General features: G+C 55.7%; 16 protein-coding genes. 7 read left to right on the top strand and 9 right to left on the bottom strand.

Features of this window, described 5'->3' with window-relative positions; all coding sequences use genetic code 11:
- Window positions 1-11 precede the first annotated feature (11 nt).
- A complete protein-coding gene (hemL, locus tag QCD69_RS06085; protein ID WP_253455203.1) occupies window positions 12-1,295 on the bottom strand; it encodes a glutamate-1-semialdehyde 2,1-aminomutase in 1,284 nt (427 codons plus the stop codon).
- A 169-nt stretch (window positions 1,296-1,464) separates the two neighbouring features.
- Between hemL and clcA the strand changes: the two genes are divergently transcribed.
- A complete protein-coding gene (gene clcA, locus QCD69_RS06080; RefSeq protein ID WP_301251374.1) occupies window positions 1,465-2,898 on the top strand; it encodes a H(+)/Cl(-) exchange transporter ClcA in 1,434 nt (477 codons plus the stop codon).
- Between the two features lie 78 nt (window positions 2,899-2,976).
- Window positions 2,977-3,321: an iron-sulfur cluster insertion protein ErpA gene (gene erpA / locus QCD69_RS06075; protein WP_125289078.1), complete on the top strand. Its 345-nt coding sequence runs from the start codon at window positions 2,977-2,979 to the stop codon at window positions 3,319-3,321.
- 35 nt (window positions 3,322-3,356) lie between these two features.
- Here the strand turns inward: erpA and QCD69_RS06070 are convergent, their stop codons facing one another.
- The 3 genes from QCD69_RS06070 to mtnN form a co-directional block, all read right to left on the bottom strand.
- On the bottom strand, window positions 3,357-3,611 hold the full coding sequence (locus QCD69_RS06070; RefSeq protein ID WP_253455201.1) for a hypothetical protein: 255 nt from the start codon (window positions 3,609-3,611) through the stop codon (window positions 3,357-3,359).
- Between the two features lie 137 nt (window positions 3,612-3,748).
- Entirely contained in the window at window positions 3,749-4,522 is a 774-nt protein-coding gene (gene btuF / locus QCD69_RS06065; protein ID WP_301251373.1) for a vitamin B12 ABC transporter substrate-binding protein BtuF, read from the bottom strand.
- Window positions 4,515-5,210, bottom strand: coding sequence for a 5'-methylthioadenosine/S-adenosylhomocysteine nucleosidase (gene mtnN / locus QCD69_RS06060; protein WP_301251372.1), 696 nt, complete (start codon window positions 5,208-5,210; stop codon window positions 4,515-4,517). The genes btuF and mtnN overlap by 8 nt, the downstream gene beginning before the upstream one ends.
- A gap of 88 nt (window positions 5,211-5,298) precedes the next feature.
- On the opposite strand from mtnN, the gene dgt reads away from it, so the two are divergent.
- The 3 genes from dgt to QCD69_RS06045 all read left to right on the top strand — a co-directional run bounded on the left by dgt (window position 5,299) and on the right by QCD69_RS06045 (window position 9,707).
- A complete protein-coding gene (gene dgt / locus QCD69_RS06055) occupies window positions 5,299-6,813 on the top strand; it encodes a dGTPase (protein ID WP_125289082.1) in 1,515 nt (504 codons plus the stop codon).
- 145 nt (window positions 6,814-6,958) lie between these two features.
- On the top strand, window positions 6,959-8,386 hold the full coding sequence (gene degP / locus QCD69_RS06050; protein WP_253455198.1) for a serine endoprotease DegP: 1,428 nt from the start codon (window positions 6,959-6,961) through the stop codon (window positions 8,384-8,386).
- A 163-nt stretch (window positions 8,387-8,549) separates the two neighbouring features.
- On the top strand, window positions 8,550-9,707 hold the full coding sequence (locus QCD69_RS06045) for a CdaR family transcriptional regulator (RefSeq protein ID WP_125289084.1): 1,158 nt from the start codon (window positions 8,550-8,552) through the stop codon (window positions 9,705-9,707).
- A gap of 92 nt (window positions 9,708-9,799) precedes the next feature.
- Here QCD69_RS06045 and QCD69_RS06040 read toward each other — a convergent pair whose 3' ends face one another.
- The 5 genes from QCD69_RS06040 to map all read right to left on the bottom strand — a co-directional run bounded on the left by QCD69_RS06040 (window position 9,800) and on the right by map (window position 16,067).
- On the bottom strand, window positions 9,800-10,192 hold the full coding sequence (locus tag QCD69_RS06040) for a DUF3461 family protein (RefSeq protein ID WP_253455197.1): 393 nt from the start codon (window positions 10,190-10,192) through the stop codon (window positions 9,800-9,802).
- A 311-nt stretch (window positions 10,193-10,503) separates the two neighbouring features.
- Window positions 10,504-11,328: a 2,3,4,5-tetrahydropyridine-2,6-dicarboxylate N-succinyltransferase gene (gene dapD, locus QCD69_RS06035; protein ID WP_125289086.1), complete on the bottom strand. Its 825-nt coding sequence runs from the start codon at window positions 11,326-11,328 to the stop codon at window positions 10,504-10,506.
- Window positions 11,329-11,419: 91 nt separating this feature from the next.
- Complete coding sequence (gene glnD / locus QCD69_RS06030; RefSeq protein ID WP_253455196.1) at window positions 11,420-14,065, bottom strand: bifunctional uridylyltransferase/uridylyl-removing protein GlnD; 2,646 nt, start codon at window positions 14,063-14,065, stop codon at window positions 11,420-11,422.
- A gap of 200 nt (window positions 14,066-14,265) precedes the next feature.
- A complete protein-coding gene (locus tag QCD69_RS06025) occupies window positions 14,266-14,877 on the bottom strand; it encodes a hypothetical protein (RefSeq protein WP_301251368.1) in 612 nt (203 codons plus the stop codon).
- A gap of 395 nt (window positions 14,878-15,272) precedes the next feature.
- Window positions 15,273-16,067: a type I methionyl aminopeptidase gene (map, locus tag QCD69_RS06020; RefSeq protein WP_253455194.1), complete on the bottom strand. Its 795-nt coding sequence runs from the start codon at window positions 16,065-16,067 to the stop codon at window positions 15,273-15,275.
- A gap of 330 nt (window positions 16,068-16,397) precedes the next feature.
- On the opposite strand from map, the gene rpsB reads away from it, so the two are divergent.
- Window positions 16,398-17,123, top strand: coding sequence for a 30S ribosomal protein S2 (gene rpsB / locus QCD69_RS06015; protein WP_301251365.1), 726 nt, complete (start codon window positions 16,398-16,400; stop codon window positions 17,121-17,123).
- 206 nt (window positions 17,124-17,329) lie between these two features.
- Window positions 17,330-18,181 carry a translation elongation factor Ts gene (tsf, locus tag QCD69_RS06010; protein WP_253455192.1) on the top strand — a complete coding sequence of 284 codons (852 nt, stop codon included), beginning with the start codon at window positions 17,330-17,332 and terminating at the stop codon, window positions 18,179-18,181.
- Window positions 18,182-18,311 lie beyond the last annotated feature (130 nt).

Here is an 18,311-nt window from a genome sequence, read left to right as displayed (position 1 = left end):
CCCGACTACCGTTACGCCAGCTTAGCGAAGCTGCGGCGTGCGGCGTCCACCGTGCGCTGAATATCTTCCTGGCTGTGCGCCAGCGACATAAAGCCCGCTTCAAAAGCGGAAGGGGCGAGGTAAACGCCTTCTTCCAGCATCAGGTGGAAGAACTTCTTAAAGCGCTCCACGTCGCACTGGGTCACGTCCTGATAGCTGGTGACCTGGTCGGCTGCGGTAAAGAACAGCCCGAACATGCCGCCAACGTGGTTAACCACCAGCGGAATGTTGGTTTCTTCTGCCGCCTGCAGCAGGCCTTCCGCCAGGCGGGTGGTGAGGTCGGTCAGCGTGGCGTGCGTGCCGGGCTTCGCGATCTCGCTCAGGCAGGCAAAACCGGCTGCCATCGCAATCGGGTTGCCGGAAAGGGTGCCCGCCTGATAAACCGGCCCCGTCGGCGCCAGCGCTTCCATTACTTCGCGACGGCCGCCAAACGCGCCGACCGGCATTCCGCCGCCGATGATTTTGCCCAGGCAGGTTAAATCCGGCACCACGCCGTAATGCGCCTGCGCGCCAGCCAGCGCCACGCGGAAGCCAGTCATCACTTCGTCGATAATCAGCAGCGCGCCAAATTCGTCGCAGAGCGCGCGCAGGCCTGGCAAAAATTCCGGCAGCGGCGGGATGCAGTTCATATTGCCCGCGACCGGCTCGACGATGATGCACGCGATTTCATGCGGATACTGCTCAAAAGCGGCGCGCACGGAATCCAGATCGTTGTAGGTGCAGGTCAGCGTGTGCTTGGCGAAATCGGCCGGAACGCCCGGTGAATTCGGCTGGCCGAGGGTCAGCGCGCCTGAACCGGCTTTCACCAGCAGGTGATCGGCGTGGCCATGGTAGCAGCCTTCAAATTTGATAATTTTGTCGCGATGGGTAAAACCGCGAGCCAGGCGAATGGCGCTCATTGTTGCTTCGGTGCCGGAGTTCACCATCCGCACCATGTCCATCGTCGGTACCAGTTCGGTCACCAGCTCGGCCATTTTGACTTCCATCTCGGTCGGCGCGCCAAAGCTCAGGCCGCGCTCTACGGCTTCGATAACCGCGTTACGGATGGCAGGATGGTTATGGCCCAACACCATCGGTCCCCAGGAGCCGACGTAATCGATATAGGCTTTGCCGTCGGCGTCGTAAAGATAAGCGCCGTTAGCGCGTTCAATAAAGAGCGGTACGCCGCCAACGCCGGTGAAGGCGCGTACCGGCGAGTTGACGCCGCCGGGAATAACTTGCTGTGCCTGAGCATACAGATTTTCAGACTTACTCATGGTTCCGCTCCTGAGGATGCATTAAGAAAAACCCCGCCATTCTAAGGGAACAGACGGTCGGGTTGAAAGGCCGCTGGCGCTTTTGACACGAAAGGATCAGCTTTTCCTGGCGACAGCCGCGACGGGATGAGTAAAATATCAGCTTCGCCTGAACTGATACGAATGGACTATGCAGCAGACAACCTCTTCGTCCGACCAGTTACACGTGGTGCCAGCCCGACGCGGCGACTTTCTCCGCCTGCTATTAAGACGCGATAAAACGCCGGTCGTGGTGTTAATTATGGCAGGCATTGTCGGCCTGCTGGCCGGACTGGTAGGCGTCGCCTTCGAAAAAGCGGTGCATAGCGTCAGCCACTGGCGGTTGGCAATGCTGGCAGACGTTGAACAACACTGGATCCTGCTGTTTCCGCTGGCGTTTATCCTTTCCGCACTGCTGGCCGTCGTGGGGTACTATCTGGTGCGCCGCTTTGCGCCGGAAGCCTCAGGCTCCGGTATTCCGGAAATCGAAGGCGCGCTGGAAGAGCTGCGGCCGGTGCGCTGGTGGCGGGTAATCCCCGTTAAATTTATCGGCGGCATGGGAACGCTGGGCGCGGGCATGGTGCTGGGACGCGAAGGGCCGACGGTGCAGCTGGGCGGCAACATCGGCCGCATGGTGCTGGATATTTTCCGCCTGAAAAGCGCCGAGGCCCGCCACTCTTTGCTGGCTACCGGTGCGGCTGCCGGGCTTTCAGCCGCGTTTAACGCGCCGCTGGCGGGCATTCTGTTTATCATCGAAGAGATGCGTTTGCAGTTTCGCTACAGCGTTATCTCTATCAAGGCCGTGTTTATCGGCGTCATTATGTCCAGCATCGTGTTCCGCATTTTCAACGGCGAACACGCAGTGATCGCCGTCGGTAAACTTTCCAACTCGCCGGTCAACACGCTCTGGCTCTATCTGCTGCTGGGCATGATTTTCGGCATCGTCGGCGTGGCGTTTAACGCGCTGATTTTTAAAACGCAGGATATGTTTCAGCGCCTCCACGGCGGCAACCTGAAAAAAATTCTGATTATCGGTGCCGTGCTGGGGGGCGTTTGCGGCGTGCTGGGCGTCATCGAGCCGGAGGCTGCAGGCGGCGGCTTTGAGCTGATCCCCATTGCGGCGGCCGGTCATTATACCGTGGGCACGCTGCTGTTTATTTTTATCGCCCGCATGGCGACAACGCTGCTCTGTTTTGGCTCCGGCGCGCCGGGCGGTATTTTCGCGCCGATGCTGGCGCTGGGCACGCTGCTGGGCACCGCGTTCGGCATGGCCAGCGCCTCGCTGTTTCCTGCTTATCAGCTGGAAGTCGGTACTTTTGCCATTGCGGGCATGGGCGCGCTGTTCGCCGCTTCGGTCAGGGCGCCGCTCACCGGCATCGTGCTGGTACTGGAAATGACCGATAATTATCAGCTTATTCTGCCGATGATTATCACCTGCCTTGGGGCAACCTTACTGGCGCAGTTTCTCGGCGGCAAACCGCTTTACTCCTCGCTGCTGGCGCGCACGCTGGAAAAACAGCAGCAGGCCGATGACGCGGTAGCAGCGGCTGCTAACACCACAACCGACAAACAGGCGCATACTTGATTGCTATACTGGTGTGTAAGATAATGGTGCGATTAATGGTCGAATTCTGACCGGCCCGAGTGCCTGATGGAGTATGAAATGAGTGAAGATGTAGCTCTGCCCCTGCAGTTTACCGAAGCAGCGGCCAGTAAAGTTAAAAACCTGATCTCAGATGAAGAGAATCCCGATCTGAAACTGCGTGTCTATATTACCGGCGGCGGTTGCAGCGGTTTCCAGTACGGCTTCACCTTTGACGATAAGGTCAACGATGGCGATATGACGATTGAAAAATCGGGCGTGGCGCTGGTGGTGGATCCTATGAGCCTGCAATATCTGGTTGGCGGCTCGGTGGACTATACCGAAGGGCTGGAAGGCTCGCGTTTTATCGTGACTAACCCGAACGCCAAAACCACCTGCGGCTGCGGTTCTTCTTTCAGTATCTGAATAAAAAACCCCGACGTTGCCGCCGGGGTTTTCGCTTACCATTCTACAGTGACCAGTTTCGACGTCTGGCGCGTTTCGCGGTTAGACGAAATCGCCGTCTGCGTGACTTTCGGCTGTGCGGCTCTTTGTTGGCCGCAGTCCACTGCAGGTGTTCTTGCTGTGATAGTACTCTGCCCGTCAATGTGACATTGGGAGTAAATGGTCAGCCTGACGCCAATGCTGCCGGTAATGGAAGCAGCAGCCGCCTGACCTGCCATCATCAGGCCTAAGGCCATATAAACGGCTTTCATTGCTGTAGTTTCCTGGTGTAAAAGGGCAAAAGCCCTGAAATGCCGGGCGGCGCTTATAACAGCCTTGCCGCCTCGTAATTAGGTTAACGACCATCTTCGTTGAAACTTTAACCGACTTTAGTACAGGGTCTGCAGTCTCAGGGCTGCAACTGACTGCACAATGCCCGTGCTGCCTGAAGAATGCGCGGGCCGGGCCGGCTGAGCCAGTCATCATTTATTACAATTACCTGCGCGTTGAGCTGTGGCCGCCAGAAGGCGCTGACGGCGGCGGCGTCACCTCCCGTCACGATGGCCTGCGGATGCCGCATTAAAACCTGCTCGCGGCTGACCTGAGGCCAGGCGACGCGGCTGTCGGCAAAGATGTTTTCGCCGCCGCACAGCTGTACGATTTCGTTTTGCAGCGTATTACCCGAGGCGGTGAAAAGCGGCCGCTGACCAAACTGTAAAAACACCGACACTTTGCGTGCGTGCTGATAGCGCCTCTGCAGATCATCCCACTGCTGCTGTAGCGCCGTCGCCTGCCTGTCAGCCTGTTCCGGGTGCGGACTGAAGGCTTTAAGATCGCGCACGGCGGCAATCATCTCGCCAATCGTGACTGGTGCCAGCCACACCACCTTAATGTCGAAGGCTGCCAGCTGATCGACCTGTCGCTGCGGATTTCCCTCGCGCCAGGCAAGCACCACGTCCGGTTTCAGGTTGATGATGCGTTCAACGTTAATTCCCTGCCAGTTCGCCACCTGTTCGATAGCGGCGGCAGCGGGGGGATAGTCGGAATAAGCGCTGACGGCGACAGGCGTGATGCCTGCGGCAAAAGCCAGTTCGGTCAGGTTTGGCGCAAGGGTGATAACGCGGGGCGTGGCGGCTGCCGCTCCGTAACAGAGCAGCAGCAACAGGGCGAAAAGCTTAGCCACGAAGGTGGGTCAGCAGCGTTTCCACCAGCAGTGAGGACTGCTTAGCGGCAACGCTCAGGAACTCGTCAAAGCTCAGATGCGACTCCTGGTCGGCCACGTCGGAAATGGCCCGCACCACTACGAACGGCGTGCCGAACTGGTGGCAAACGTGAGCGATAGCGGTCGCCTCCATCTCTACGCCTACGGCCTGCGGGAAAGTCGTACGAATGCGCGCCAGCGGTTCAGCACCGTTAATAAAGGCATCGCCGCTCACGACCAGGCCGCGTACGGCGTTCAGGCCAAGCTTAGCGATGCAGCTTTCCGCCGCGGCAATCAGTTTATCATCGGCCGTAAAGGCTGCCGGACAGCCTGCCATCTGGCCTGGCTCGTAGCCGAAAGCGGTGACGTCGGCATCGTGATAGCGCACCTCGTCGGATACCACGATATCGCCGACCTTCAGCGTGGAGGCCAAACCGCCTGCGGAACCGGTATTGATCACAAAATCCGGTTTGCACAGCTCCAGCAGCAGCGTGGTGCCCATCGCCGCAGAAACTTTGCCGATACCCGATTTCAGCAGGGCAACCTCAACGCCGTTCAGCGTGCCGGTATAGATCTCGCAACCGGCCAGCGCGATAGTCTGACGGTTTTCAATTTTATCGCGCAGCAGGGTTACTTCCTGCTCCATCGCGCCAATAATGCCTGCTTTCATAGGAATGCTCGCTATTGTTGTGGAAGTTGTTCAATGTAGTGCATAGTTTATCATGATTAGCAGGTTTAACTCATCAGGGCGGGCTAGTATGACAGCGACAGATTTCAGGACGAAATTCAGTTTCGAGCGGCCCTTTAATAACCGCGAAAAGCCCGAAGGCGAATATTATATTACCCGCCATTTTGAAAGCGATCGCGGACGTATTATTAATTCGGCGGCTATTCGGCGACTTCAGCAAAAAACGCAGGTCTTTCCTCTGGAGCGAAACGCCGCCGTGCGCTCGCGGCTGACGCATTCGCTGGAGGTGCAACAGACCGGCCGCTATATCGTGAAAGAGGTGCTTCAGGCATTGCGAAAGCAGCCTGGCGGGCTGGAAAAGTACGGCCTGGCCGATTTAACCGGCGCCTTTGAAAGCCTGGTGGAAATGGCCTGCCTGCTGCATGACGTCGGTAATCCGCCGTTCGGCCATTTTGGCGAGGCGGCGATCAACGACTGGTTCCGCGTGAATTTGCCCGGGCTGCTGACCGAGCCGCAGGAGGCCGGGGTTGATGACAGCGAGCAGAATGAAAAATTTCTCGCCATGAATGCCCGTCTTCGTCAGGATCTTTGCCATTTTGAGGGCAACGCGCAGGCTATTCGCCTGGTGCATACGCTGCTTCAGCTTAATCTTTCCTATGTACAGGTTGCCTGCATTTTAAAATACACGGCGCCGGCCTGGTTTCAGGGCGAAAAACCGCCGCAGTTTAGTACGCTGATGAAAAAGCCAGGCTATTATCTTTCCGAAGAGAAGTACGTGGCCGATCTGCTCAGGGCAACCAACACACAGCAATATCATCGTTTTCCGCTGACCTATATTATGGAAGCCGCCGACGATATCTCTTATTGTATTGCCGACCTGGACGACGCCGTAGAAAAAGCGATTTTCAGCGTCGACCAGCTTTATCAGTTTTTAGAAGATGAGTGGACGCTGCTGCGAAAAAACAAAAAGGTCACCTCTGACGAACTCTTTGTAAAGATTGTCGGCTTTGCTTACACCGAGGCGCAAAGTAAAGAGCGTTATCGCAGCCGGAGCGATACCTTTTTTATGAAGCTTCGCGTTAAAGTACAGTCCGCATTGGTCGAGCACGCCGTTAAACGCTTTGTCGATAATATCGGGCCAATCTGGCAGGGAAGTTTTAATCATTCGCTGCTTGAAGATGACGGCGATGAAAACCAGCTGCTGAATCTGTTTAAAAAAGTCGCCAGAAAGCACGTATTTAATCATCCGGAAGTCGAACAGCTGGAGCTGCAGGGTTATCGGGTTATAAAAGGCCTGCTGGATATTTATAAGCCATTATTACAGCTTTCTTATCAGGATTTTAACATGCTGATAAATGAGGATTTCCATCCGGACTACCCAATTGAAACACGTCTGTTTCATAAATTATCCGGCAAGCACCGGAAGGCTTATTCGGTGCATATGAAAAACCTGAAGATCGAACAGCGATTTGAACGTCTGCTCTGGGAGCGTTATTATCGGGCGCGTTTGCTGCAGGATTATGTCAGCGGCATGACCGATCTTTATGCCTGGGACGAATATCGTCGTTTGATGGCAGTGGAATAAGCGTTTTTTCCGGCGGGTTTGTAAAGGCAGAGAATATTTTTTTACTTTTCGCTGAAACTTATACATGAACTTAGCGTTAAAAAATGACTCTTACCAGCACGTCCGCTGCACGTTTCGCCTATCAGAACAGAAGAGAATCAGACGCATGAAAAAAACACTTTTAGCCAGCGCGCTGGCCCTGAGCCTGGGAATGGCCATGGGCCCGCTGACCGCTACGGCCGCAGAAACGGCTTCCTCTTCCAGCCAGCAGCTGCCAAGCCTGGCGCCAATGTTAGAAAAAGTGATGCCTTCAGTAGTGAGTATCAACGTTGAAGGAAGCACAACGGTACGCACGCCGCGTTTACCTCAGCAGTTCCAGCAGTTCTTCGGCGGCAACTCGCCTTTCTGTCAGGATGGTTCGCCTTTCCAGGGCTCGCCAATGTGTCAGGGCGGCGGGCCGCAGGGCGGAGCCGATACCCAACAGGAGAAATTCCGCGCGCTGGGTTCAGGCGTAGTCATCAACGCAGAGAAAGGCTATGTCGTTACCAATAATCACGTAGTCGATAACGCGACGAAAATTCAGGTGCAGCTGAGCGATGGCCGCAAATACGAAGCTAAGGTGATCGGCAAAGATCCGCGCTCCGATATTGCGCTGATCCAGCTTAAAGATGCGAAGAACCTTACGGCGATTAAGATTGCGGATTCCGATAACCTTCGCGTCGGCGACTACACCGTGGCGATTGGCAACCCCTATGGGCTGGGCGAAACGGTTACCTCCGGCATCGTTTCCGCGCTGGGCCGCAGCGGCCTGAACGTGGAAAACTATGAAAACTTTATTCAGACGGATGCGGCTATCAACCGGGGCAACTCCGGCGGCGCGCTGGTGAACCTCAACGGCGAGCTGATCGGCATTAACACCGCCATTCTGGCACCGGACGGCGGCAATATCGGCATCGGCTTCGCCATCCCAAGCGATATGGTGAAAAACCTGACGGCGCAAATGGTGGAATATGGTCAGGTGAAACGCGGCGAGTTGGGGATCATGGGCACCGAGCTGAACTCCGAGCTGGCGAAAGCAATGAAGGTGGACGCGCAGCGCGGCGCCTTTGTCAGCCAGGTACTGCCGAATTCTTCGGCGGCGAAGGCGGGCGTAAAAGCGGGCGACGTGGTGATTTCCATCAACGGCAAGCAGATTTCCAGCTTTGCAGCGCTGCGCGCGCAGGTCGGATCGCTGCCGGTCGGCACTAAAATGGCGTTGGGGCTGATCCGCGACGGCAAACCGATGACGGTCAACGTTGAGCTGCAGCAAAGCTCGCAGGCGAAAGTCGATTCCGGCAATATCTATGTCGGTATTGAGGGCGCCGATCTCAGCAACTACGATGCAAAAGGCATGAAGGGCGTGAAGGTCGATGACGTTAAGGCGGGCTCCGCCGCGGCGCGTATTGGCCTGAAGAAAGACGACGTGATTTTGGGCGTTAACCAGCAGGCGGTTGCTAACCTGGGCGAGCTGCGCAAAATCCTCGACGGCAAACCTTCCGTGCTGGCGCTGAACATTCTGCGCGGCGACGCCTCTATCTATTTGTTAATGCAGTAACTTCCTGCCGGATGCTGGCCCATAAGGCCAGCATCCCCCTTAACAACGCCTTTTCATCTTTCCGCTTATTTTTACACTCTGGATCACGCCTGGTGCATTTGCATGATGTCGCGACGCCAGCCTGCAGGTATGCTGGCCCGACGAGACATTTCAGGAGTGACGGATGGCCACCTATCATCTTGATGCCCGCCTTGCGCAGGAAATCGTTGCCCGCACCATGAAAATAATTGACAGCAATGTCAACGTGATGGACGCACGTGGCCGGATCATCGGCAGCGGCGACCGGGAACGTATTGGAGAAATGCACGAAGGCGCGCTGTTGGCGCTGTCTCAGGCACGGATCGTGGATATTGATGAAGCGGTAGCAAGACATCTGCACGGCGTGCGGCCCGGCATCAATCTGCCTATGCGTATCGATGGCGAGATCGTCGGCGTTATCGGCCTGACCGGCGAGCCGGAATCGCTGCGGCACTATGGCGAGCTGGTTTGCATGACGGCAGAAATGATGCTGGAACAGGCGCGACTGCTACATATGCTGGCGCAGGACAGCCGTCTGCGCGAAGAGCTGGTGCTGAATCTTATTCGCAGCGACACGCTTTCTCCGGCGCTGAACGAATGGGCGCAGCGGTTACGCATCGATCTTAACCAGCCGCGCGTGGTGGCAGTGGTCGAGGTCGACAGCGGCCAGCTTGGCGTGGACAGCGCCATGTCGGAACTGCAGCAGCTGCAAACGCTGCTTACCACGCCAGAGCGGGATAATTTAATCGCCATCGTGTCGCTGACCGAGATGGTGGTGTTGAAACCTGCTTTTAACTCACATGGTCGCTTTGACGCGGAAGACCACCGTAAACGGGTGGCGCTTTTGCAGTCCAGAATGAAAGAAAACGGCCATCTGCGAATGCGTATTGCCTTGGGCAACTTTTTTACCGGGCCGGGCAGCATCGCCCGCTCTTATCGCACCGCGCGCACTACCATGCTGGTAGGCAAACAGCGTATGCCGGAAGAACGCAGCTATTTCTATCAGGATCTGGTGTTGCCCGTGCTGCTGGACAGCCTGCGCGGCGGCTGGCAGGCCGGAGAGCTGTCCCGACCGCTGGCAAAGCTGAAGGCCATGGACAACAATGGCCTGCTGAGAAGAACGCTAATCGCCTGGTTCAGCCACAACGTGCAGCCTTCAGCTACCGCGAAAGCGCTTTATATTCATCGCAATACGCTGGAATACCGGCTTAATCGCATTTCCGAGCTGACGGGGCTGAATCTGAGTAGTTTTGACGACAGGCTGCTGCTTTACGTAGCGTTGCAGCTGGATGATGAGCCTTAAAGCGTTGGCCGCAGAAGCTTAGAAAAGAGTGACCAATGCGCCAGGCCCTGACGCATTGAAGAACGGAAACAGAGCAGGGAGTAACGGCGTGCTTAGCGGCTATTGCGCGTCAGTTTTTCCAGATCGGCCTCAATTTCGGCGATCTTGTTGGTTACCACGCCTTCCAGATGACGCAGATCGTCCAGGATTTTGCGTTTCAGATCGACTTCCACCTGATCGCGCTGGCAGATCTGATCCAGCTCGTCAATCACGTAACGCAGGTTAGGGCTGATCTCCTGGATCTCTTTGAATCCCTGGCTGACGTTATCGGCCACCACGGTTTTGCGCTGGCGCGGATATTTAAACTTCACGCTTTTAGCGAAAAACTCACCCTTGTCTTTGCGAAAGTAGATTTTCAGAATGTCGTTGCTGGCTTCCTGACGCAGGCTGTAGCGATCGATGTCGTCGGGATTGGCGATACCTAAACCTTTCAGATTGTCATACATAAGATTTTTTCCTGTGCGGGAGAATAGTCATTCGGCTGCGCTTTACAAATACTCTGTGGTGCAAGGTGCGGTTTTTACCGGCCGCGCTGCGGCGGCACGTTGCTCCCTGTTTTTGCCAGGCCTGCTCGTCCCGTGCTCAGCTGAGTATATGTGAAAATCTGAAAAGGGGCGGGTAACCTGTACGCTTGTTGGCGCGGATTATCGCCTGGTTATTGCGCAATAGCATTACTTATTTTTTTATGGAAAACATCTTTTTAAGGCGGGCGTGTAAAGAAAAACTGACGGGCCGCAAAGCGCGGCCCGAAGAAGAATTAGTCGATGGTACGCAGCAGTTCGTTGATGCCGACTTTGCCGCGGGTTTTCGCATCTACTTTTTTCACGATAACCGCGCAGTACAGGCTGTAGCTGCCGTCTTTGGAAGGCAGGTTTCCGGAAACCACTACGGAGCCGGCAGGCACGCGGCCGTAGTGCACTTCGCCGGTTTCGCGGTCGTAGATTTTGGTGCTCTGGCCAATGTAGACGCCCATAGAAATCACCGCGCCTTCTTCAACGATCACGCCTTCCACGATTTCAGAGCGCGCGCCGATAAAGCAATTGTCTTCGATGATGGTCGGGTTAGCCTGCAGCGGTTCCAGCACGCCGCCGATACCGACGCCGCCGGACAGGTGCACGTTTTTCCCAATCTGCGCACAGGAGCCAACGGTCGCCCAGGTGTCCACCATTGAGCCTTCATCAACATAAGCGCCAATATTGACATAAGAAGGCATCAGCACGGTATTGCGTGCGATAAAAGCGCCCTGACGAACGGCAGCCGGCGGCACCACGCGGAAACCTTCTTTCTTAAAGCGAGCGTCGTCGTAATCGGCAAATTTCATCGGAACTTTGTCGTAATAACGGCTTTCTGCGCCATCAATCACCTGATTGTCATTGATGCGGAAAGAGAGCAGCACGGCCTTTTTCAGCCACTGATGCGTCACCCACTGGCCGTCGATCTTCTCAGCCACGCGCAGCGCGCCGCTGTCCAGCAGCGCGATAACCTGGTTAACCGCTTCTCGCGTAACGGTATCGGCATTGGCTGGGGTAATCTCGGCGCGGCGCTCAAAGGCGCTCTCAATAACACTCTGTAACTGTTGCATTAATTAAGCTTTCCTGTGTCAAATCATGTTTCGGGACGCGCCTGCAGCTAATCGGCCGCGCGCCCGAAAGCGGGGTAAAAGTAAATCCTGGTCACACTTTATCGTTTGGATTAAGGGCCTCTGTCAACCGTTGTCGCAACTCGTGGCGTAATTCGCGGCTGAGCGCGCGGCGATCGCTGTTGGCCAGGATAAACAGATCCTCGACGCGCTCGCCGATGGTGCTGATGCGCGCGCCGTGCAGCGATACGTTCAGATCGGCGAAGATCTCTCCAACGCGTGCCAGCAGACCTGGCTGATCCAGGGCGATCAGTTCCATATAGGTGCGTCTGTCGGTATGGCTCGGTAAGAATTTCACTTCGGTATCCACGCTAAAATGTTTTAGCCTGGCCGACTGGCGGCGGACTCTCGCTGGCTGGAAGCTGGTTTGCCCGATAGCCTGATCCAGCGCCTGGCGGATGGCCTCGTGTCGATCCGGTGCCAGCGGGCTGCCGTCCGGCTCCAGCACGATAAAGGTATCCATCGCCATGCCGTCGCGGCTGGTAAAGATCTGCGCGTCGTGCACGCTAAGGTTGCGTCTGTCCAGCTCGCCCGCCACGGTGGCGAACAGATAAGGACGGTCCGGGCTCCAGATAAAAATTTCCGTGCCGCCGCGTGTCGCCTGAGGGCTGAGCAGCACCAGCGGCTTCGACAGATCGTGTTCCATCAAATGACGAGCGTGCCAGGCCAGCTGGTTCGGCGTGTGGCGCAGGAAATAGTCCGCTCTGCAACGCGCCCAGATATCGCGCAGCGCCTGCTCATCCAGATTGTCCATACGCAGCAGCGCCAACGCCTGCAAACGGTGATGGCGGACGCGTTCTCGCAGATCAGGGCTGTGTTCCATTCCGCGCCGCAGCTGTTTCTCGGTAGCGAAAAACAGCTCGCGCAGCAGGCTCTGCTTCCAGCTGTTCCACAGCGTTTCGTTGGTGGCGCAGATATCCGCTACGGTCAGACAAACCAGATAGCGCAGCCGGTTTTCGTTCTGCATCACCTCCGCGAAATGCTGGATCTCGGTGGGATCCTGAATATCGCGCCGCTGCGCCGTCACCGACATCAGCAGATGGTGACGTACCAGCCAGGCGACCAGCTGCGTTTCCCGCGAGTTCAGCCCATGCAGCTCGGCAAACTCCAGCGCGTCCTGCGCGCCCAGCACGGAGTGATCGCCGCCGCGGCCTTTGGCGATATCGTGAAACAGTCCGGCCATCAGCAGCAGCTCCGGCTGCGGCAGACGCGGCCAAATCTCTACGCAGAGCGGATGGCGTGGACGAGTCGCTTCATTGGCGAAGCTTTCCAGCTTTTGCAGGACGCGAATAGTATGCTCATCCACGGTATAGGCGTGAAACAGGTCAAACTGCATCTGGCCGACAATATTGCCCCACTGCGGCATATAGGCCCACAGCACGCTGTGACGATGCATAGGTACCAGCGCCCGGCTTACCGCGCCCGGATGCCGCAGGATGGACAGAAACAGCTCCCGCGCTTTGGGAAGCGTGCACAGCGGCTGCTGAAGCTGGCGACGTGCAAAGCGCAGCTGGCGCAGTGTGGTGGAATAGATGCCGGTAATATTCGGCGTGCGCACCATCGTGTAAAACATGCGCATGATAGCAACCGGGTCGCGAGCGAACAGTGTTTCGTCAATCAGATCGATTAAGGTGCCGCGCAGCTGAAATTCATCGTCAATGGCGCGCGGTTTTTCATCCTCGCCCAGCGCCAGGATAGCCTCGTCGAACAGCTGTAGCAGCATCTGGTTCAGCTCGCCGATACGGCCGGTAACGCGATAAAAATCTTTCATCATGCGCTCGACCGGCTCGTTGCCTTCGCCCTGATAGTTCAGACGCTGCGCCACGTTCAGCTGGCGATCGAACAGCAGCCGGTTATCGTAGCGGCTGAGCGTCAGATGCAGGGCGAAACGTATACGCCACAGCAGGGACTGACACTCGTTCAGCTCGTTGCGCTCGGCCTGCGTCAGAAAGCCAAAACCGACCATTTCATCCAGGGACGTGGCGCCAAAGTGGCGGCGCGCCACCCACAGCAGCGTATGGATATCGCGCAGGCCGCCGGGACTGCTTTTGATATCCGGCTCCAGGTTATAACTGGTACCGTGATAGCGCTGGTGGCGCTCCTGCTGCTCGGCAATTTTGGCGGCGAAAAAGCGATCGGAAGGCCAGAAACCTTCGCTGAAAACGTTTTTCTGCAGTTCGAGAAACAGCGCGACGTCGCCGACCAGCAGGCGTGATTCAATCAGGTTGGTCGCGACGGTAAGATCTGACAGGCCTTCCAACAGGCACTCTTCCAGCGTTCTCACGCTGTGGCCCACTTCCAGCTTCAAATCCCACATCAGCGTCAGCAGCTCGCTGGTACGCTGTGCATCCTCTTCGGAAAGCGGCCGTCGGCTCAGAATCAACACATCAATATCGGATAGAGGATGCAGCTCGGCCCGCCCGTAGCCGCCCACGGCAACCAGCGCAATATCCTCCTGCTCCGGGAAACCGTAAAAGCGCCACAGGCGGCGCAGCAGGCGATCGATAAACAGCGTGCGGGCGGCGATAAGCTGCTCAACGGCTTCTCCGGCGTCAAAGGCCTGGCCCAGCCGCTGCTGGAAGTCATCAAGGTGCTGCTTCAGCGTATCGCGCGTCAGCTCCGCATCTGTCCATTCAGCAGGAGAATATGCCTGCCCGTAATCTCTAATTATCGTGTTCACGCCAGCGCTCCCGCATTCTCTGCCGCACAAAGACAAGCAGTGACAATAGCGTTTACCGGCACCAGAGATCAAAAGAAACTGGCAGATAGCAGATGGGATTTTTACCGCCGTGCTGGCTGGCAGAGCGGTAATAAAAAGAGTGAGGGCTAAATGGGGGAGTGGCCTGCCTCACTGTCGGCGGTCAGAGAACGAACAGAGCGCTATTTAAACCAGGCCGCGACGGCGGCAATAGCGGCAAGCGTGGCGGGAATAATTGTCAGCAACAGAACGGTTTGCTTGTTGATAGCTTTCTGTAACGTCTCATGAATTTCGCCCCGCAACGAAACGATGTCGCCTTTCAGCTCGCCTCTTAAAGAGGCTATTTCTTCTTTCAGCTCGCCTCTTAATGAGGACATATTATCTTTCAGCTCGCCTCTTAACGAGGCCATATCCTCTTTCAGCTCGCCCCTTAACGAGGCCATTTCCTCCTTGAGCTCGCCGCGCATAAGCGCCATCTCGCCTCGTAACGAAATGAATTCGCCTTTAAATTCGCCGCCCATAAATGTCATTCGCTCTGTAAGCTCGCCGCGCATTGTCGCCATTTCAGTGCGAACATTCGCGACATCGGCGTGGGTGGCGAAACTCTCGGAGCGCACGGTAAGCACAGCAAGATTGTGGCTGATTACGGCGACATCGTTTTCAAGCTTCCTTACTCGCGGTTCGATATTCTCTGTCATGCCTCCTCCTCCATCGCCGCCTGAAGAGCGCAGCGCAGGCAGTCCGGGTTTATGATCGGCGTCATTCAAAGGTGCATCCCTGAGCGCGTAACCCATAGCTGCCTCCTTGATTCGTTTCCTCCTCTGGCCAGCGTGCGGCCACAGAGCAGAGGCACAGGCCTCCACAATCGGCACGGCGTCCCAACTCGTTATTAATTGTTTGCGCTAAAAGGAATGGCTTTTCCATTTGCTTGATCTCCCTGTGTAAATTAGCTGCTTCCTGCAGAAAGGCTACGGGGTAATGCCCCTACACTTTTCATGCCTTGAGCAATTTACAACCACAAGGTTAATCAGGTCCAATGAAAAAAAGTGTTCGTAAACCCTGGGCTGAATAGAAAGCCCGTCAGGCTGGATGGAAGGCAGGCAGCGAGAGCGGTAAAGAAAGATCCGGGGTGAGAGAGCAATGCTTTTGACCCGGCAGCAAAGCTGCCTGCCGGGTTATTTGACAAAGATTACGCGTCGGCGGTCAGGATTGCCGGGATGGTATCGTCTTTACGCAGCGTCATAATCTCGCAGCCTGTTTCCGTCACCACGATGGTGTGTTCATACTGGGCGGAAAGACTGCGGTCTTTGGTTTTCACCGTCCAGCCGTCTTTCATGCTGCGAATGCGATAATCGCCTGCGTTAACCATCGGCTCGATGGTAAAGGCCATACCGGCCTGCAGCACCACGCCGCCGTCGTCCGCGTCATAGTGCAGCACCTGCGGTTCTTCATGAAAGCCTTTGCCGATGCCGTGACCGCAATATTCGCGTACTACGGAAAAATCCTGTGCTTCAACAAATTTCTGGATTTCGCGACCGATAGTGCGCAGGCGAATCCCTGGCTTCACCATACGCAGCGCCAGATAGAGGCTCTCCTGAGTTACGCGGCAAAGGCGTTCGCCCTGGATAGTCGGTTTGCCGACGATATACATTTTAGAGGTATCGCCGTGATATTCGTCTTTAATGACGGTTACGTCGATATTGACGATATCGCCATCCTTCAGGATTTTATCATCGCTTGGAATACCGTGGCACACCACTTCGTTGACCGAGATGCAAACGGATTTAGGGAAGCCGTGATAGCCCAGGCTGGCCGAAACGGCTTGCTGGGTGTTAACGATATAGTCATGGCACAGGCGATCGAGTTCGCCGGTGCTGACGCCGGGCTTGACGTGCTCTTCGATCATTTCCAGCACTTCTGCCGCCAGGCGACCGGCTACGCGCATTTTCGCGATTTCTTCAGGGGTTTTGATTGTAATTGCCATTAATTTAGTCCGCAGCTGTCGCTATTTTCGACAATAATAAAGGAAGTGCAGCAATGTTAGCAGCCCACCTGGCCGCTGCCAATTCCCGTTTACGGCGCGGCAGGTAAAGCGAACAATCATTGGCTTCACCTGCGTCTTTATGGTATAAAGCGCGCCGACGATTCTCTGTGGGCAAGATTGCAGAGAAACGCATAACTCTCACTATGTGTAAATAACACACATGTATCGACACGTACGCCGGGGTGCCTTAAAGCGCTGCGCAAGCGGCCCGAGAGGTCGGTCGTATGGGATACATGGAGGCTTAACCCCAATCAATTTACAGAGGTAATCATGGCAACTGTTTCCATGCGCGACATGCTCAAGGCTGGTGTACACTTCGGTCACCAGACCCGTTACTGGAACCCAAAAATGAAGCCATTCATTTTCGGCGCTCGTAACAAAGTTCACATCATCAACCTTGAAAAAACTGTACCAATGTTCAACGAAGCGCTGGCTGAACTGAACAAGATCGCTGCCCGTAAAGGCAAGATTCTGATGGTTGGTACCAAGCGCGCTGCAAGCGAAGCGGTAAAAGAGTCTGCGCTGAGCTGCGACCAGTTCTTCGTAAACCATCGCTGGTTAGGCGGTATGCTGACCAACTGGAAAACCGTTCGTCAGTCCATCAAGCGTCTGAAAGATCTGGAAACTCAGTCTCAGGATGGCACCTTTGACAAACTGACCAAAAAAGAAGCGCTGATGCGTGCTCGTGAACTGGCCAAGCTGGAAAACAGCCTGGGCGGGATCAAAGACATGGGCGGCCTGCCAGACGCGCTGTTCGTTGTCGATGCTGACCACGAACACATCGCTATCAAAGAAGCAAACAACCTGGGCATCCCGGTTTTCGCTATCGTTGATACCAACTCTGATCCAGACGGCGTTGACTACATCATCCCAGGCAACGACGATGCAATCCGTGCTGTAAGCCTGTACCTGACCGCTGTGGCTACCACCGTACGTGAAGGTCGCTCTCAGGACCTGGCTCAGCAGGCAGAAGAAAGTTTCGCTGAAGCTGAGTAATAAGGTTTGCTCCACAGAGAGCCCTTATACCCGTCAGGGTAAAATCAGATGTTAATCTGTAAGGGGCCTTAATTGGCCCCTTTATTTTGAATTCGCTTTGCCGCTGGTGACCCATCGGCGGGGCAATATTTCTCCCGAGAAACAGGCATCTGTTGTGGCGCCATCAGGCGAACCGGGCAGGTGCTGAGCTAACCGAGGATTCGAGAATGGCTGAAATTACTGCTGCTCTGGTAAAAGAACTGCGCGAGCGCACTGGCGCTGGCATGATGGATTGTAAAAAAGCGCTGACCGAAGCTAGCGGCGACATCGAGCTGGCGATCGAGAACATGCGTAAATCTGGCGCGATCAAAGCGGCGAAAAAAGCAGGCAACGTGGCTGCTGACGGCGTGATCAAAACCAAAATCGACGGCAACTACGGCGTGATCCTGGAAGTTAACTGCCAGACCGACTTCGTTGCTAAAGACGGCGGTTTCCAGGCGTTCGCTGACAAGGTGCTGGATGCGGCTGTTGCCGGCAAAATCACCGATGTTGAAGTGCTGAAAGCGCAGTTCGAAGAAGAGCGCGTTGCGCTGGTTGCTAAAATCGGCGAAAACATCAACATTCGTCGCGTCGCGACCCTGGAAGGCGACGTGCTGGGCAGCTACCTGCACGGCGCACGTATCGGCGTACTGATCTCTGCAACCAACGCTGACGAAGAGCTGGTTAAGCAGCTGGCCATGCACGTTGCGGCAAGCAAGCCAGAATTCGTTAAGCCAGAAGACGTGTCTGCAGACGTGGTAGAGAAAGAATACCAGGTTCAGCTGGATATCGCGATGCAGTCCGGTAAGCCGAAAGAAATCGCAGAGAAAATGGTTGAAGGCCGCATGAAGAAATTCACCGGCGAAGTTTCTCTGACCGGTCAGCCTTTCGTGATCGACCCGTCTAAAACCGTTGGCCAGCTGCTGAAAGAGCAGAACGCTGACGTGGTTAACTTCATCCGCTTTGAAGTGGGCGAAGGCATTGAGAAAGCCGAGACCGATTTCGCAGCAGAAGTTGCGGCAATGTCCAAGCAGTCTTAATCGTTTGACCAGAACCGCCATCCGGCGGTTCTTTTTTATCTGCCGTATCCGGCAATTTTCAGTCTCATCCCAATAGCATTTTCTCACTACTCGCGGGATGATAGCGCAGATTTAACTCCTCAATACTGCT

Origin of the sequence: Erwinia sp. PsM31 (genome assembly GCF_030433775.1) — a bacterium.
GTDB classification, from domain to species: Bacteria; Pseudomonadota; Gammaproteobacteria; order Enterobacterales; family Enterobacteriaceae; genus Erwinia; species Erwinia aeris.
The sequence above is the reverse complement of the archived record's forward strand: the minus strand, read 5'-3'. Positions and strand labels throughout refer to the sequence as shown.